Origin of the sequence: Skermanella rosea (genome assembly GCF_016806835.2) — a bacterium.
GTDB classification, from domain to species: Bacteria; Pseudomonadota; Alphaproteobacteria; order Azospirillales; family Azospirillaceae; genus Skermanella; species Skermanella rosea.
In genome coordinates, this window is the sequence record NZ_CP086111.1 from 187,702 (window position 1) to 204,352 (window position 16,651).

Annotated in this window: 16 protein-coding genes and 1 tRNA gene; 6 read left to right on the forward strand and 11 right to left on the reverse strand. The window is 67.6% G+C overall.

Annotated features, from left to right (window positions below; genetic code table 11):
• Positions 1-85: 85 nt before the first annotated feature.
• The 4 genes from JL101_RS00835 to pepN all read right to left on the reverse strand — a co-directional run bounded on the left by JL101_RS00835 (position 86) and on the right by pepN (position 4,155).
• A tRNA-Sec gene (locus JL101_RS00835) sits at positions 86-178 on the reverse strand.
• A gap of 155 nt (positions 179-333) precedes the next feature.
• Positions 334-912, reverse strand: a complete 579-nt coding sequence (locus tag JL101_RS00840) for a hypothetical protein (protein ID WP_203096664.1) — start codon at positions 910-912, stop codon at positions 334-336.
• Between the two features lie 49 nt (positions 913-961).
• Positions 962-1,390: a hypothetical protein gene (locus JL101_RS00845; RefSeq protein ID WP_203096666.1), complete on the reverse strand. Its 429-nt coding sequence runs from the start codon at positions 1,388-1,390 to the stop codon at positions 962-964.
• A 110-nt stretch (positions 1,391-1,500) separates the two neighbouring features.
• Positions 1,501-4,155: an aminopeptidase N gene (gene pepN / locus JL101_RS00850; protein ID WP_203096668.1), complete on the reverse strand. Its 2,655-nt coding sequence runs from the start codon at positions 4,153-4,155 to the stop codon at positions 1,501-1,503.
• A 185-nt stretch (positions 4,156-4,340) separates the two neighbouring features.
• Between pepN and JL101_RS00855 the strand changes: the two genes are divergently transcribed.
• The 3 genes from JL101_RS00855 to JL101_RS00865 all read left to right on the forward strand — a co-directional run bounded on the left by JL101_RS00855 (position 4,341) and on the right by JL101_RS00865 (position 6,043).
• Positions 4,341-5,348 carry a hypothetical protein gene (locus JL101_RS00855; protein ID WP_203096669.1) on the forward strand — a complete coding sequence of 336 codons (1,008 nt, stop codon included), beginning with the start codon at positions 4,341-4,343 and terminating at the stop codon, positions 5,346-5,348.
• Positions 5,349-5,480: 132 nt separating this feature from the next.
• On the forward strand, positions 5,481-5,903 hold the full coding sequence (locus JL101_RS00860) for a hypothetical protein (protein WP_203096670.1): 423 nt from the start codon (positions 5,481-5,483) through the stop codon (positions 5,901-5,903).
• A complete protein-coding gene (locus tag JL101_RS00865; RefSeq protein ID WP_203096671.1) occupies positions 5,900-6,043 on the forward strand; it encodes a hypothetical protein in 144 nt (47 codons plus the stop codon). Before JL101_RS00860 ends, JL101_RS00865 begins: the two co-directional genes overlap by 4 nt.
• Positions 6,044-6,073: 30 nt before the next feature.
• Here the strand turns inward: JL101_RS00865 and JL101_RS00870 are convergent, their stop codons facing one another.
• Together JL101_RS00870 and JL101_RS00875 are read right to left on the reverse strand one after the other, a co-directional pair.
• Positions 6,074-7,321 (reverse strand): RNA polymerase sigma factor, encoded by a 1,248-nt coding sequence (locus tag JL101_RS00870; RefSeq protein ID WP_228435227.1) that lies wholly within the window; start codon positions 7,319-7,321, stop codon positions 6,074-6,076.
• Positions 7,318-7,704, reverse strand: a complete 387-nt coding sequence (locus JL101_RS00875; protein ID WP_228435228.1) for a YciI family protein — start codon at positions 7,702-7,704, stop codon at positions 7,318-7,320. Before JL101_RS00875 ends, JL101_RS00870 begins: the two co-directional genes overlap by 4 nt.
• A 213-nt stretch (positions 7,705-7,917) precedes the next feature.
• Between JL101_RS00875 and JL101_RS00880 the strand changes: the two genes are divergently transcribed.
• Entirely contained in the window at positions 7,918-8,337 is a 420-nt protein-coding gene (locus JL101_RS00880) for a hypothetical protein (protein ID WP_228435229.1), read from the forward strand.
• A 35-nt stretch (positions 8,338-8,372) separates the two neighbouring features.
• Here the strand turns inward: JL101_RS00880 and JL101_RS00885 are convergent, their stop codons facing one another.
• The 5 genes from JL101_RS00885 to JL101_RS00905 form a co-directional block, all read right to left on the reverse strand.
• Complete coding sequence (locus JL101_RS00885) at positions 8,373-8,768, reverse strand: response regulator (protein ID WP_203096674.1); 396 nt, start codon at positions 8,766-8,768, stop codon at positions 8,373-8,375.
• Between the two features lie 54 nt (positions 8,769-8,822).
• Complete coding sequence (locus tag JL101_RS00890) at positions 8,823-10,289, reverse strand: PAS domain-containing sensor histidine kinase (RefSeq protein ID WP_203096675.1); 1,467 nt, start codon at positions 10,287-10,289, stop codon at positions 8,823-8,825.
• A 192-nt stretch (positions 10,290-10,481) separates the two neighbouring features.
• Positions 10,482-11,213 carry a Bax inhibitor-1/YccA family protein gene (locus tag JL101_RS00895; protein WP_201074783.1) on the reverse strand — a complete coding sequence of 244 codons (732 nt, stop codon included), beginning with the start codon at positions 11,211-11,213 and terminating at the stop codon, positions 10,482-10,484.
• 206 nt (positions 11,214-11,419) lie between these two features.
• Positions 11,420-13,951, reverse strand: a complete 2,532-nt coding sequence (locus JL101_RS00900; RefSeq protein WP_228435230.1) for an ABC transporter permease — start codon at positions 13,949-13,951, stop codon at positions 11,420-11,422.
• 57 nt (positions 13,952-14,008) lie between these two features.
• Positions 14,009-14,752 carry an ABC transporter ATP-binding protein gene (locus JL101_RS00905; protein ID WP_203096677.1) on the reverse strand — a complete coding sequence of 248 codons (744 nt, stop codon included), beginning with the start codon at positions 14,750-14,752 and terminating at the stop codon, positions 14,009-14,011.
• A gap of 40 nt (positions 14,753-14,792) precedes the next feature.
• Between JL101_RS00905 and JL101_RS00910 the strand changes: the two genes are divergently transcribed.
• Both JL101_RS00910 and JL101_RS00915 read left to right on the forward strand, forming a co-directional pair.
• Positions 14,793-15,473, forward strand: a complete 681-nt coding sequence (locus JL101_RS00910) for an arylesterase (RefSeq protein WP_203096678.1) — start codon at positions 14,793-14,795, stop codon at positions 15,471-15,473.
• 5 nt (positions 15,474-15,478) lie between these two features.
• The gene (locus tag JL101_RS00915; protein WP_203096679.1) at positions 15,479-16,621 is read left to right on the forward strand and encodes an FIST signal transduction protein; all 1,143 of its coding nucleotides are present in this window, start codon (positions 15,479-15,481) and stop codon (positions 16,619-16,621) included.
• Positions 16,622-16,651 lie beyond the last annotated feature (30 nt).

Below are 16,651 nucleotides of genomic sequence, written 5' to 3' on the forward strand. Positions count from 1 at the left end.
TACCGACTTGTTTTTGTCACATAGCCATCAGGATACCCGGCCCTATGGCGAAGGTGCATCCCGCCTGTCCCGATGCGCCGGTGCATGGCGGAGGCGGATGGGAATCGAACCCACCGCACGCTTGGGGCGTGCCGCTGGTTTTGAAGACCAGGAGGGCCACCAGACCCTTGTCGCCTCCGGTGTGGCATGTGCCAATCAGCACATGCGAACCGGTTCAACGATTTCAAGGGTTTGTTGGTTCGACGTCATATCGCCGGTTAGTGAACAGGATGATGTCCCCGTTGGGCGGACGCCTGTACGGGGCATGCCGCTGGCGAAAGCGGATGGCCCTCGCTACTCGGATACCAGCCTGAAAACGAACTGGTCCATGAGATGGACCAGATTGTGAGGACCAAAAGCCTTGTAGCGCATGTCGCGGATCAGGGTCTGGAGCACGGACTTGCCATCCGATCCGAGCCTCTGGTTCAGGTACCTGTCGACCGCGGCGTCGAACCTGGCTCTGTCGTAGACGTACGGCCTGTCCATGCCCTGCGAGGCATCGTAGACGAAGATCGACTTGCCTTGTGCGAAATCCGCTAGGCACTCGAACGCGAGAAGGATGGCTACGCGCTCGTTTATATCGACGATTTCTTTGGAAGAGGGTACCGCGTGCCCAGACGACCGCGCTGCTCTTATGTCGGCTTCCCGGTAGGCTGCGGACACCGGCTTGACCTTCCTGATCCAGAACATCAGGTAGGCGATCAGACGGGCCGGACGAACACCCTTGGTTTCGTCCAGCTTGATCCGGTCAAAGTCCCGAAACCAGTTCACGGCGATGTCGAGGAAGAGTTGCCTGGACAGATCGGCCCGAATGTCCATGCGCTCTCTAAGCAGTTTGCCCGTGGCGCGCTGGAGATTTATCGCGAGATCCATGGCTTTCGCCGGGTCCGAGCAGAGCGGAGACGTCATTCCGGCAAACCGATCAGTCGAGCAGGCTGTTTATTTTTTCTGCGACGGTGAGGTTTCCCGCAGCGACACGCCTGGTGACATCGACGATGCTATCGACCGCCACGCCAGCGTTCTCGTTGCTGTTCTGGGAGGTGGCGTTGAGTTCCATCACCCGGATGCACTCGTCACGCTCGGCCTGATCGGGATCCCATGGCTCCATACCATTATCGATCAAAGCGAAATCCCTGCTGCCGGGCTTGTCCACGACTGGCACGGTCATTCCACCACCTTCATCCCGTTCGAGCGTACTTGGAAGCGTGTCTCTTTCGGGAATATCAATATTGACGTGCATGAGGACGGGTTCCCGTTCGGAGCCTGTCGCACAAGATGCCGGATACTGCTTACCACCGCGGGCATTTGCAAGACAATCTTTGATAAAAAAGAGCGATCCTGTCGTCGACATGCGCCCTGATGCTTATCCGGTGGACTCGTGAGAATCGGGTTGTCCGCGCAGGTTCGATGATCAAGACAAGCGAGGGTGGTCCTGCGGCCGGGGAAATCCCGGCCGCCGGGTCAGGAGGCTTCCAGGCTCTTGGACGCGATCTCGAACACGTCGCGGGACAGGCCGGGGGTGCCGACGATGCGTTCCAGCTCGGCGCGCATCAGGGCTTGGCACTGGGGGTCGTACTTGCGCCAGCGGGCGAACATCTTGACCATGCGCGACGCCACCTGCGGGTTGAGACGGTTCAGCGCCAGGACTTGGTCGGCCAGGAACCGGTAGCCGCCGCCGCCCGCGTCGTGGAAGCGCACCGGGTTGCCGCCGGCGAAGCCGCCGATCAGGGCGTAGACCTTGTTCGGGTTGCGGATCTCGAAGGCGGGGTGGGCGAGCAGGGCCGTGACCTCGTCCAGCGTCTCCGGCCGTTCCGACATGGCCTGGATCGAGAACCATTTGTCCACCACCAGCGGCTCGTCCTTCCACAGGTCGTAGAAGCGCCGGAGCGCCGCCTCCCGCTGAGGCAGGCGGGTGTCCGCCAGCAGGCCCAGCGCCGCGATCACGTCGGTCATGGCCTGGGCGTTGTGGAACTGGCCGACGCAGAGCTCGACCGCTTCGGCGTCCTCAAGCGCCATCAGGTATCCCAGTGCCAGGTTCTTCAAGGCGCGCCGGCCGATCGCGGCGGCGTCGATCGAGAAGGGCTCGTTGCCGCCCATCGCGCGGTACGTGGCGAGCAGGTCGTCGCGCAGCCGCCCGGCGATGGCGCGCCTGGCGAAGGTCCGCACCTCGTGGATGCCGTCGACGTCGATCACCGGCATCTGCTGGCCGAGATATCCCTCGGACGGCAGGGTCAGGGCCTGCGCCGCGAAGGCGGGGTCGAGGTCCGGGTCCCTGATGATCCGGGAGAAGGCGTCGATGAAGCCGGGCGACAGCTCCAGCGGCCGGTTCTCCGCCCGGTCGGCGACCAGGTCGAGCAGCAGCCGGGTCGCCAGGGTCTGGCCCGCCTCCCAGCGGTTGAAGGCGTCGCCGTCATGCGCCATCAGAAAGGTCAGGTCGTCGTCGGTATAGGGGGCGCGCAGCTTGACCGGGGCGGAGAATCCCCGCAGCAGCGACGGCACCGGCTGCCGCGGCACGTCGACGAATTCGAACACCTGCTCGGGCTCGGTCACGTCGAGCACGCGCGAGGTGCCGGCGGGTCCCGGCTCGCCCGCGAGGCGGAGGGGGATGTCGGCGCCCGACGGATCGAGCAGGCCGAGGGCCAGCGGGATATGGAACGGCAGCTTGGTCGGCTGGCCCGGCGTGGGCGGGCAGGACTGCCGCACCGTCAGGCGGTAGGTGCGCGCGGCGGCGTCGTACTCCCCGGTCACGGCAAGCTCCGGCGTCCCGGCCTGCGAGTACCAGCGGCGGAACTGCCCCAGGTCCTTGCCGGTTGCGTCCTCCATCGCGGCGACGAAGTCGTCGCAGGTGACGGCCTGCCCGTCGTGGCGCTGGAAATAGAGGTCCATGCCCTTGCGGAAGCCATCGGCCCCCAGCAGCGTGTGGATCATGCGCACGACCTCGGCGCCCTTCTCGTAGACCGTGGTCGTGTAGAAATTGTTGATCTCGATATAGCTGTCGGGGCGCACCGGGTGCGCCATGGGGCCGCTGTCCTCGGGGAACTGGGCGGCGCGCAGGCGCTGCACGTCGGCGATCCGCTTGACCGGGCGGGAATGCATGTCGGACGAGAATTCCTGGTCCCGGAACACGGTCAGCCCTTCCTTGAGGCTGAGCTGGAACCAGTCGCGGCAGGTCACCCGGTTGCCGGTCCAATTGTGGAAATACTCGTGCGCCACCACCGCCTCGACGCCCAGGAAGTCGGTATCGGTCGCGGTCTCCGGCTTGGCCAGCACGTACTTGGTGTTGAAGACGTTGAGGCCCTTGTTCTCCATGGCCCCCATGTTGAAGTCGCCGACCGCGACGATCATGAAGATGTCCAGGTCGTATTCCAGCCCGAACACCTCCTCGTCCCAGGCCATCGACTTCTTCAGCGAGGCCATGGCGTGGCCGCACTTGTCCTGGTTGCCCGGCTCGACATAGATCCGCAGGGTCACGGTCCGGCCGGAGCGGGTGACGTAGGTGTCCTCCACATGGACCAGCACGCCGGCGACCAGGGCGAACAGGTAGGAAGGCTTGGCGAAGGGGTCCTCCCAGGTGACGGTGTGCCGCCCGTCCCCTTCCATCTTCGAGGAGGCCACCAGGTTGCCGTTGGACAGCATCACCGGATACTTCAGCGCGTCGGCGGTGATGGTGGTGCGGTAGCGCGCCATCACGTCGGGACGGTCGAGGAAATAGGTTATCTTGCGGAAGCCCTCGGCCTCGCACTGGGTGCAGAAATTGCCGCTGGTCCGGTACAGGCCGGACAGGGAGGTGTTCTCCTGCGGCTTGAGCTCGGTCACCACTTCGAGGGAGAAGGCTTCCGGCGGGCCGGGGATGGTCAGGCTCTCCGGTCCGACCGAGTATTCCGGCGGGTCCAGCGTCCGCCCGTCGAGCGCCACCGAGACCAGCCGCATGTCCTGGCCGTCCAGCACCAGCGTGCCGGCGGGGGAGGCGGCATTGGGATTGGCCCGTATCGCCAGCCTGGAACGGACCCGGGTCACCTCCTCGCCGAGGTCGAAGGCGAGATCGACGGTATCGATCAGGTAGGGCGGCGGGGCGTAGTCCTTCAGGTGGATGGCCTGGGGAGTGCTCTTGTCCATGGGGGTCTCGCGCTTGCTTCCGGTACGGCGGGCCGTAGGGGCATCCTAACAGGGCGGACGGCCTATTGTCGCATGCCGACTGGGCGAAGGGCCGCGCTATCCCGAAAGCCGTGCTTTCCGTAACCGCGCCGGCGATGTATAAACGGGGTTGTGGTTACCACCATCGGATGGAAGATTTTCGGGCCATGACCGCGGCTGACCAGCTTTCGCAGGCGACCGGCACGACGCCGGCGGCGGACCCTGATTCCGATGATCGAAGCCAGACCTTCCAGTTCGAGCACAAGGTATTCTCGATGGACGGGGGGTATTTCTCCTATGTCAAGAACACCCAGGAGGCGGCGTTCCACATCCCGCTCGGCGACCTCAAGGGGTCGATCGCGATCCCGGTGCTGCGGTCGGAGTTCGACCTGAACGCGGACACCAAGGACGGCAAGCTGCTGGGCATCGTCGAGAAGGCGCTGCGCTACGTGCGCGAGATCCGGCCGAACGACTCGATCCCGCACGAACTGCTGGACGGCACCGCCTCCTGGACGGTCGAGGAGAAGCACCGGACCATCGCGCGCAACCGGCTGACCATGCAGCTGGTGTCGTGGCTGAGCGGCGGCGAGACGCAGGTGGTCGACCTGACCCAGTTGGAGCAGCTGTCCGAGGACCCGCAGACCAAGGCCCGCGTGCAGGAGGCCTTCTCCCGCGCGGCCGAGAAGTTGGGCATCGGCACCGACCGCAAGCAGGAAGTCGTCGACATGATCGACAAGCTGGCCCGCGAGCTGTCCTACATCGAGGCGCTGCGCGACCGGTACACCCGGGTGCAGTATATCGGCGCGCAGCTGGGCATCCTGTCGAAGCTCTACAAGCGCGAACCCGGCGTGCGGAACGAGATCTTCCGCATGCAGGTGCTGATCCGGGCGCCGCTGGCCGATTTCGACAGCATGTTCACCCAGGCCGACGCGCAGACCGGCGAGATCCTGGCCGTGCTGCGCAACATCGGCGCCCAGACCAAGTTCATCCGCGAGATGCGCGACGAACTGCATCACCGGCTGATGCTGTGGGACGAGATGATCAATCCGTGGGCCGCCGTGACGGTCGAGCGGTCTCCCGAGATCGAGGCGCTGCTGAAGGACACCTACCGGTTCCTGGCGCGCAACTTCTCGATCAGCAACGACTGGCCGCTGGCCGGGCGGCGGGGCCGCTGACGGACCCTTCCGTCCGCAAAAAGGTGTTATACGGCCCGGAAGCGGGCTTGATATGCGGCCCGGATCGGCGCATTATACTGCCCATGTTCGGACCGCATAGGACGGCCCGCCCGGTTCGAGAGTTCCGCCAGCATGCAGTTCCGCGAGCGCCGCCGCGTCATCCAGGTCATCCGCACCACCTATGACCCCGCCGTCAAGCGCGGCCGGTCCGAGGTGGTCGGCAAGATCGACAAGGACGCCCCGGTCATCCCGGAGAAACTGCGCAAGGCCTGTACCCAGGCCGAAGTGGCGGAAATCGAAACCTGGCTTGCCGAACGGGAAACCGCCTTGCGGACCGAAACGATCCGGGACGACACCGGCACCCTCGCGGAGCGGATGCGCCGAGCGGCCGACTACTTCCGGCATCACGCCACCGGTTCCGAGGGCGATGAGCAGGCCGCCGTCCATGCGGCGGACATCTGGCTCGCCTGGGAGGACCTGAAGAAAGCCATGCGCAAAGCGGGATACACAGAATCCAGGCTGGCGGAAGAACAAAAAGAACGGAGTTCGCCATGACCACCCAGCAATTCGCATCCGAGGTTCTCACTTCCGTGCGCGACTGCCGCCGCGGCTTCGGCCGGGTGGAACTCGGCCTCGAGATCGCCCTGGCGCTGAGCGCCGGCCTGCTGCTCCTGGTGCTGTTCGCGGGGGCGTGACGGGAACCGGCCGTTCCCGGCGCGGATTCCTTACGGGTCCGTGTCCGGGACGAGCCGGTCGAGATGCTGCCGGATATGGGCCGCTTCCGCCGCGGTGTTGGCCAGCGCGATCGCCCGGTCCAGGGCGCAGCGGGCATCGTCGGCGCGGCCGAGCTGCATCAGGAGCGCGCCCTTGACCCCGAAGAAATGGAAATAGCCGGATAGGCGGGATTCCAGCGGCTCGATCAGAGCGAGGGCAACCTCCGGCCCCCGGGTCTTGGCGACCGCGACGGCCCGGTTGAGCGTCACGACCGGCGACGGCTGGAGCCGCTCGAGCGTGGCGTAGAGCCGGTCGATCTGCGCCCAATCCGTTTCCTCCGGCCGGGACGCCCGGGCATGGAGCGCCGCGACGGCGGCCTGGACCTGGTAAGGGCCGGTCCGCCGGTGGCGCATCGCCTTGTCGATCAGGGCCAGCCCCTCGGCGATCATCTCCCGGTTCCAGAGCGCGCGATCCTGGTCCTCCAGCAGCACGACGGCGCCCGCGGCGTCGAAGCGCGCGGGGGTGCGGGCATGCTGGAGCAGCAGCAGGGCGGTCAGCCCCATGATCTCGGGCTCGGCGGGAAACAGCCGCAGCAGCAGCCGGGCGAGCCGGATCGCCTCGTCGCACAGGGGCGCCCGCCGGGGCGTTTCGCCGGCGGCGGAATACCCTTCGTTGAACACCAGGTAGATCATGGCGGAGACGGCGGCGAGCCGTTCCGCGCGCTCGACCGGACCCGGCGCCTCGAAGGGCACGTCGGCGCCGGCGATGCGGGCCTTGGCCCGGGTGATCCGCTGCTCCATGGCGCTCTCGCCGACCAGGAAGGCTCGGGCGATCCGCCTGACCGGCAGGCCGGAAACGATGCGGAGCGCCAGCGCGATCTGCTGGGTGGCGGGCAGGCCGGGATGGCAGCAGATGAACAGGAGCCTGAGGATGTCGTCGCGGTAGTGCGAGCCGTCCAGGCGCTCGGCCATGGCGGCTTCGGAGTCCTCCAGGTCCGATATCAGCTCGTCGGGCGGCAGCGGCTGCTGCCTCGCCCGGTGGCGCACCTGGTCGATCGCGGCGTTCCGCCCGACGAGGATCAGCCAGGCCGCGGGGTCGCGCGGCGGACCTTTGCGCGGCCAGTTCCCCAGCGCGCGCAGGCAGGCTTCCTGGAAAGCCTCCTCGGCGGCGTCGAGGTCGCGGAAATAGCGGAGCAGCGCCCCGAGCGCCTGGGGGCGCGCCGCGGTCAGCGCCGCGTCGATCCAGGCGAGGTCCGTCACGCCCCGAGGTCTCCCGGCCGGAAGACGGCGAGCGGGCGGAGCTCGTAGGCGCCGGACGAGCTGCTGGCGCGCGCCAGGTCGCCGGCGGTCTCGATCGCCTGGTCCAGCGTCTCGCATTCGACGATGTAGAAGCCCAGGAGCTGTTCCTTGGTCTCGGCGAAGGGGCCGTCGATCACGAGGGGTTCGGCGCCCTTGCGGACGGTCGTCGCCGCCGTCGTGGGCAGCAGGCGCGCGACCGGCCCCAGCCGCCCCTCGGCTGCGAGCTTCCGCTGGACCGCTCCGAGCCGGGCCATGGCGGCGTCGTCCTGCTCCTTCGTCCAGGAACAGACGACGTCTTCGGAATCGTAGCAAAGGATGGCGTAGAGCATCTCGGGTCCTTTCATGGTCCTGCAACCGAGGACGGACGAGTATGCCCTCGGCCGACAGGGAGCGGCGAAAAAACGCACGACCCTGCTTTATCGGCCAATACGCGAGCAGTGGTAGGTACACGGTGGCTTGAGGTTGCATTTAGTGCCGGGATAATGCCGGGAATCACGCATCTGTGTGGACCTGATCGGCGGTCGCGTGTAAAATAACGACGAATCTTGGAGTTGAAGATGAGCGACGGCGATAGGGTCACACGTCTGGCTGTCAGCACCTTAAGCCTCGGGCAGAAGGTCGACATGATTTTGGACGTCCAGGCGGAGCACACCAGGAAGCTGGACGACCACACCACAAAGCTGGATGAGCACAGCAGGAAGCTGGACGACCACGGCAGAAAGCTGGATGAGCACACCAGGATATTGGATGAGCATACCAGGATATTGGATGAGCACACGAGAACCTTGAACGAGCACACCAGGATCCTGGGGGAGCACACCAGGACCCTGGGAGAGCATGGCGAGATGCTGGCGACCCATACCAGGCAACTGACCAATCTCGAGAACGGGCAGGCCACGCTGATCGACAACCAGTTCCAGATGAACCGGAGCCTCGATGCGATCCTGGCCCATCTCGGCATACCGAAGCCGGCTTGAAATCCCCCTGAAGCCCCGGAGCCGTCCGGTCGCCTTCAACCGCTTCGGGTGAAGCCGTCGACCGACCGCTCGATGTCCTGGATCGTGTAGGGCTTCCGGATCCGTGGATAGTCCGCCAGATGGGCCGGAACGCTGAGGCCTCGGTCATATCCGGAGGCGAAGACCAGGGCAATGCCCCGGGCGTCCAGGATCTCCGCGATGGGATAGACCAGTTCGCCGGCCACGTTGATGTCGAGGATGGCGCCGTCCAGCGGCTCCTCGCGGGCCAGGGTCAGGCCGCGGGCGACCTTGGCGACCGGGCCGACCACTTCGCAGCCGATCGACATCAGCATATCCTCGAGATCCATGGCCACCAGGGTCTCGTCCTCCACCACGAGGATGCGGCGCGCGGCTTTCGGGGCGTGGGGCGGTGTCGTCGCGGAGATCGGCATGGCCCGGGTTGATGAGGGTGCTGAACACTCACATAACCTTAGCCTACCGTGAGGTCAGGGGAAAGGGAGCACCCGCTCCGCCGGAAGGCGGACTGTCACCCGCGTGCCGGCATCCAGGTGACTGTCGACCGACAGGAGGCCGCCGTGCAGGTCGACCAGGGTTCGCACGATCGACAGCCCCAGCCCGGACCCGCTCTCGCCCGTCCTGCCCGCGTTGCTCGCCTGGCTGAACGGTTCCAGGACGGTGGCCAGTTCCGCCGACGGGATGCCGATACCGGTGTCGGCGACCACGAGCGCCAGCCCGCCGAACCCGTCGGGGGCGGCCGACAGCTCGACGCACCCGCCCGGGGGCGTGTACTTGACCGCGTTGCCCAGCAGGTTGACCAGGACCTGGGTCAGCGCCATCTCGTCGCCCCGGACCCGCATGTGCCGGTCCATCCTGACGGTCAGGGAAATGCCTTTCCTGGACGGCCGGTCGCCGAGCAGCTGGACGGCACCGCTCGCCAGGGCCGGCAGGTCGATCTCCTTCTCGGTGAGCACGTAGCGGCCGGTCTCGGTCTTGGCGAACTCGAGGATGCCGTCGATCAGGCTGAGCAGGTGACGTCCGCTGGTTTCGATGTCGCGGCAATAATCATGGTAGCGGGGCGAGCCCAAGGGGCCGAAATACTCCGCCCGCATCACGTCGGCGAAGCCGATCACGGCTGTCAGCGGGGTGCGCAGCTCGTGGCTGACCAGGGCGAGGAAATCGGACTTCGCGCGGCTCGCCGCTTCCGCTTCGGCGCGGGCGTGTTCCAGCGCGTCGCGGGCTTCGGCAAGCTCCCGCTCCCGCGCGCGGCGCGCGGTCACGTCGACGCCGATCCCCCAGCCGCCGGGATAGTCGGCGATGGGAAAATCACGCGCGATGCAGGAGATCGCGATGGTGCGCACCTGCCCGTCCTTGCAGGTGATCTGCCGCTCCCAGTCGCGGCAGCACAGGTCGGCGCGGCGGAAGGTGGCCGCCGTCGCCCGGCGGTAGTCGGGATCGGGCAGCAGCTGCGACAGGAGCTGGGGGTTGCCGATCGCCTCCGCGGCGCTGTAGCCGGTGATCCGCTCCGCCTCCCGGTTCCAGAGGGCGAGCCGTCCCTCCTCGTCCAAGGCTGCCACCAGCACCGGCATGTTCTCCAGCATGACCAGGAGACGCGCCTGATCCTGGCGCAGGACGACTTCGGCGCGCGCGGCGGACCCGATATGCCGGATCAGCGCGTGGAGCAGCAGCGACGTGATCAGGATGAAGGTCAGGCCCTTGACGGTCTGCGACAGGGACAGGACCAGGGACGCGGCGTTCCCGAACAACAGGTTCAGCAGGGCGTCGGACAGCAGGATCCAGAAGGCGGCGGCGAGCGCGTAGGCGATGGTCACCTTGAGCGCCCGGCGCCGTCCGGCCCGTTCAAGCGCCGGGCCATCCATCCGGTCGCAGGCGGGATCGCCGAGACCGCCGCGGGGACGGGTGGAAGCGAAAAGGGAACGACTTACGCTGATCATATCCCGGTATGCATACCCCATGACCTTCTGGTAATAGGATAATACATATACTTTAGGGCATAGACACCATCGAGGAACTCCTTCGCTTCGGGCCGGCATCGGACGACGGCATCCGCGCATGAAAAAACCCGGGCTCGAAAGCCCGGGTTTCCTCAACAACCGTCGGCGTCGGGGACGCCCGATGCGGCTTGTTTATTCGCGGTTGCCGAAGAGCGACAGCAGCATCGTGAAGAGGTTGATGAAGTTCAGGTACAGCGACAGGGCGCCCATCAGGGCCATCTTGCCGAGCGACTCGGAGCCGTAGCCTTCGCTGTACTCTTCCTTGATGCGCTGCGTGTCATAGGCGGTCAGGCCGGTGAAGACCAGGACGCCGATGACCGACACGGCGAACTGCAGGGCGGTCGAACCGATGAAGATGTTGACCACGCTGGCGATGATGATGCCGATCAGGCCCATCATCAGGAACGAGCCCATGCCCGACAGGTCGCGCTTGGTCGTGTAGCCCCACAGGCTCATGCCGCCGAAGGTCGCCGCCGTGATGAAGAACACCCGCGCGATGCTGGCGCCGGTGAACACCAGGAAGATCGACGAGAGCGACAGGCCCATGACCGCGGCGAAGGCCCAGAAGGTCATCTGCGCCGTCGACATCGACATGGAGTGGATCTTCGCCGACAGGAAGAACACGAAGCCGAGCGGGGCCAGCATGACCACCCACTTCAGCGGCGAGCCGTAGAGCGCCTGCGCGAAGGCCGGGTTGGAGGCAGCCAGCATGGCCGTCGCGAAGGCCACCACGCCGGTCACGCCGAGGCCAACCATCATATAGTTGTACACGCTCAGCATGTGCTGACGCAGGCCTTCGTCGTACTGGGCCTGATCGACCGCGCGGCCGGGGGTCGCGTACCGATTGAACATGCCGTTTGCCATGTGATCCTCAATCCGAAAGGTAGATGTCACTTGAGCAAGGATATTGGGGAGCGGCCCGCTCAATTCAACAAAAATCGGATTCTTCGAAAGTTCCTGCCCGAGCGTGCAACCCTTTGACCTGCATCGCTTAAACTGGCTCGGCCTGCGCTACGCGCGAGCCGTTTCTTTAATCCCGGAATTTTTACGGGGACGCGCGTTTTCCGCCGTCAATCGTTCCGCAGCAGCGGTGCGGCCGGCTGGCCGAGCGCGCGCCAGGTGCCGACGAAGCCGAAGGCCAGCGTGATCGCGGTGCAGAGCGCCGCCGTGACCAGCACGGCCGACGGCAGGAAGGTCCATTCCCAGTCCATCACCTGGGTCAGCACCGCCCAGGCGGTGACGGTCCCGATGGCGCCCGCGATCGCCGCGGTGATCAGGCCCAGCAGGCCGTACTCGACCAGGAAGGCCTTCAGCACGTCGGCGCGGGTAGCCCCCAGCACCTTCAGCACGACCGAGTCGTAGACCCGGCGCCGGTGCCCTGCGGCCACGGCGCCGGCGAGCACCAGGGTGCCGGCCAGCAGGGTGATCGCGGCGGTGACCCGGACGGCGGTGCCGATGTTGCCGAGCAGCTCGTTGACCGTGTCGAGCGCGTCCTTGACCCGGACCGACGTGATGTTGGCGAAGCGATCGGTCACCGCCCGCTGGATCAGCGGCTCCGCCTGCGGCGTGGCGCGGACGGTGGCCAGGAAGGTCTGGGGGGCGCCGTCCAGGATGCCGGGGGAGAAGATCATCGTGAAATTGATGTTCATGGTGGAGAAGTCGATCGCCCGGATGCTTGCGACTTCCGCCGTCAGGTCGCGGCCCAGCACGTTGACGGTGATCGTGTCGCCGAGCTTGAGGCCGAACGCCTCGGCGATGTCGGAATAGATCGAGATCAGCGGCTTGCCCCGGTAATCCTCCGGCCACCATTGGCCGGCGATGATTTCCGCGTCGACCGGCGGGCGCGCCGAGTAGGTGATGCCGCGGTCGCCGCGCAGCACCCAGGAATGCTCCGGGTTGACGATCGCCTGCTCGGCGTCCACGCCCTTGGCCTTGGTGATCCGGCCGCGCAGCATCGGCACTTCCCGCAGGTCGGTGGCGCCGGGCACGCCCAGCACGGTCGCGTTGAACGCTTCCCGCTGGTTCGGCTGGATGTCGATGAAGAAGTAGGCCGGGGCGTCCTTCGGGATGCTCTCGTTCACGCGGGCGGAGAAGTTGCCTTCGATCAGGGCGATGGCGACCAGGACGGTCAGCCCCAGGCCCAGCGACAGCACGACGCTGCCGGTCGGGTTGCCCGGCCGGTGCAGGTTGGCGAGCGCCAGCCGGAAACCCGGATGGCGCGGCCGGCCGGCCCGCGCCGCCGCCCAGGTGACGCCCTGGGCCGCCGCCCGGAACGCCAGCAGGGTCACGAAGGCACCGCCGACGAACCAGGCGGCGAACAGCTTCTCCTGCGCGGTCAGGATCGCGAGCGCCGCCAGCGCCAGCCCGGACAGCACGCCGGCCACCAGGTAGGCCCCGCGCGGACGTCCGCCCGCGGGAGAGACCACGTCGCGGAACAGCGCGCCGGCCGGCACCTCGCGCGCCCGGCCCAGCGGCCATAGGGAGAAGGTCAGGGCGGTCAGGAAGCCGAAGGCGGCGGCGATGGCGAGGCCGCCGGGATAGACCCCGATGCGGGCGGTGATCGGCAGCACGTCGGCCAGCACGGCCGCCGCGACCAGGGGCGCCACGGCGCCGATGACCAGGCCGAGCGCGATCCCGAGCGAGGCGAGGACCAGGATCTGGAGCAGGTAGGCCTGGAACACCAGCGGTCCCGGCGCGCCGACGCATTTCAGCGTCGCGATGGTCGCGACCTTGCCGTCGAGATAGCTGCGCACGGCGTTGCCGACGCCGACGCCGCCGACCAGCAATGCCGTCAGCCCGACCAGCGTCAGGAACAGCGTCAGGCGGGTGATGAAGCGCTCGATCTGCGGGGCCGCGTTGGTGAAGTCGCGCACCCGCCAGCTCTGCTCGGGGAAACGGGCCTGGAGGTCCGCCTGCCATGCCTGGAGGTCGGTGCCGGGGGCCAAGCCGATCCGGTAATGCCAGTAGATCATGCTGCCCGGCTGGATCAGGCCGGTGCTCTCCAGCGCGTCCAGATCGATCAGCAGGCGCGGGCCCAGGGTGAAGCCTCCTCCGCCGGCCCGGTCGGGCTCCCGCAGGATGGTGCCGCGGATCCGGAAGGATGTCTCGCCGACCCGCACCGTGTCGCCGACGGCGACGTCCAGGCGCTGGCTCACGGTCTCCTCGACCACGGCGCCCCAGACGCCGTCCCGCCGGCCGATCGCGTCCGGCAGGCTGCCGCCTTCGCGCAAGGTGAAGTCGCCGTAGAGCGGATAGGTGTCGTCCACCGCCTTCAGCTCCACCAGGGTGGAGCGGGCGCCGTCCTCGCGGCGCGCCATGGCCCGGGCTTCGGCCGAGGCCGAGACGCGGCCCTGGCCGTCCAGGTAGGACCGCTCGGCCTCGCCGATGGGGGTGTAGAGGACGCGCAGCGCCACGTCGCCGCCGAGGATCGCCCTGCCGTCGGCGCGCAGCCCCTCGATGATGCCGCCGGACAGCGACTGGACGGTCGCGATGGCCGCGACGCCCAGGGTCAGGCAGGCCAGGAAGATCCGGAAGCCCTTCAGCCCGCCGCGCAGTTCCCGCCGCGCGATGGTCCAGGCGACGGACAGGGAAGACAGGGACATGGCGTTCATCTCGGGTGCCGGGGCGGGTGTCGGGGGCGGATAGGCGGGCGCCGGGGGTCAGATGCCCGAGGCGCGGACGGGGCGGAGCTCGGCCTTGGCGTCGCCGGCGCTCTCGATCCTGCCGTCGGCGACCCGGATCGCCCGGTCGCAGCGGGCGGCGAGGCCGGTGTCGTGGGTGATCAGCACCAGGGTGGCGCCCCGGTTGGCGGCGAGGTCGAACATCAGCCTGATGACCTGGGCGCCGGTCTCGCCGTCCAGGTTGCCGGTCGGCTCGTCCGCCAGCAGCAGCGACGGTTCGGCGGCGAAGGCGCGGGCGAGCGCCACGCGCTGCTGCTCGCCGCCGGAAAGCTGGCCGGGATAATGGGTCACGCGGTGCTTCAGGCCCACCGATTCCAGCCCGGCGCGGGCCCGGTCGAAGGCGTCGGACATCCCGGCGAACTCCAGCGGGATCGCCACGTTCTCCAGCGCGGTCATGGTCGGGATCAGGTGGAACGCCTGGAAGACGATGCCGACATGGTCGCGCCGGAAGCGGGCCAGCCTGTCCTCGTCCAGGGTCCCGAGGTCGTTCCCGGCGACCCTGACCAGGCCGCTGGTCGGCCGCTCCAGCCCCGCCATGATCATCATCATGGTCGACTTGCCCGAGCCCGAAGGACCCACGACGCTGACCGTCTCGCCGCGCCTGACGGTAACATCTATGCCTCGCAGGATGTTGACGGGACCGGCGGCACTGTCCAGCTTTAGGTGGACGTCGGCCAGCTCGACGATCAGGTCATCCCGAGAAGCAGCATCGGACTTCGCCATGGGTCTTCCAGACATTCGTGACAGCTCAAGCGGATATGGCATGCGCCACCGGCTTTTCAACGCAGGTGCGAAAGCCGCCGCCGCGGCGGGACTGGCGCTGCTGGCCCTGGTCGCGGTGCCGGAGGGGCGCCTTGCGGCGGCCGCGGAGCCGGTCAGGATCCTGGCGCTGGGCGACAGCCTGACCGCCGGCTACGGTCTTCCCGAGCAGGACGGCTTCACCGCGCGGCTCCAGCGGGCGCTGCGCGACAAGGGTTACCAAGCGGACGTCATCAATGCCGGGGTGTCGGGCGACACGACGGCCGGCGGACGGGCGCGGCTGGAATGGGCCCTGGCCGACCAGCCCCAGGCCGTGGTGGTGGCGCTGGGCGCCAACGACGGGCTGCGCGGCATTGATCCGGCCTCCACCCGCGAGAACCTGGACGCCATCCTGGCCACCCTGAAGGAGCGCGAGGTCCCGACCCTGCTCGCCGGGATGTACGCGCCGCCCAACCTGGGGCGCGACTATGGCGAGCGATTCAACGCGATTTACCCGGAGCTCGCGGCGAAATACGATGTTCCCCTCTATCCTTTCTTCCTGGAAGGGGTGGCGCTCGACCGGAAGCTGAATCAGGAGGACGGCATGCATCCCAATGCCCAGGGCGTGGCGATCATGGTGGACGGCATCCTGCCCCATCTGACCGGGCTGCTCGACGATCTCCCGCGGCGGGACGTGAAGGGATGAGCGGGATGGAAGCCCCCACGGGGGCGCGTTTCGCCGCGGCCTCCGCCACCGGCGAGGATTGGCGCACGACGGTCAAGGCCTGCCTGGACAAGCTGGGGCCGGTCGAAGGCTGCAATCTGGGCTTCCTGTACATATCGGACGCGCTGGCGGCCGACGCGGTCAGCATCGTGACGCTGATGCGCGGCGTCACCGGCATCAAGGACTGGGTCGGCACGGTCGGGATCGGCGTCTGCGCCACGGGCGAGGAGCTGTTCGACCGGCCGGCCATCGCGGTGATGACGGCCCAGCTTCCGCCCGGCAGCTTCCACCTGCCGGCGCCGATCACCGAGAGCATAGAGGGGTTCGAGCCCGAGACGGCGGAGTGGCTGAAGACCCACGCCCCGGTCCTGGGGCTGGTCCACGGCGACCCGCGCAATCCGCAGACCCACGAGATCATCCCCGAGCTGTCCGACGCGCTGGGAGGGTTCCTGGTCGGCGGGCTGACCTCGTCGCGGACCAACTACGGCCAGTTCGGCGGCCGGCCCGGCACGGCGCCGGTGATCGAGGGGGGCGTGTCGGGCGTGCTGTTCTCCGACCAGGTGCCGGTGGCGACCGGCCTGACCCAGGGCTGCACGCCGATCGGGCCGATCCGCAAGATCACCCGCGCCCAGAACAATATCATCGTCGAGATCGACGGAAGGCCCGCGCTGGAGGTCTTCAAGGAGGACATCGGCGAGCTGCTGGCGCGCGACCTGCGCCGCGTCGCCGGCTACATCTTCGCGGCCCTGCCGATCACCGGGTCCGACACCGGCGACTACCTGGTGCGCAACCTGGTCGGCATCGACCCCAACCACGGGCTGATCGCGATCGGCGACATGGTCGAGCCGGGCCGAAGCATCATGTTCGCGCGGCGCGACCGGGCGAGCGCCGAGGCCGACCTGGAGCGCATGCTGACGATGCTGAAGAAGCGGCTGAAGGGGCCGCCGCGCGGCGGCATCTACGTGTCGTGCCTGGCGCGCGGGCCGGCGCTGTTCGGCGAGGACAGCGAGGAGCTGAAGGCGATCCGGGACCAGCTGGGCGATTTCCCGCTGGTGGGATTTTTCGCCAATGGGGAGATTTCCCACAACAGGCTCTACGGCTATACCGGCGTGCTCACGCTCTTCCTCTGAGACGTCCCGCCGGGGCCGCGAACCTTCAAG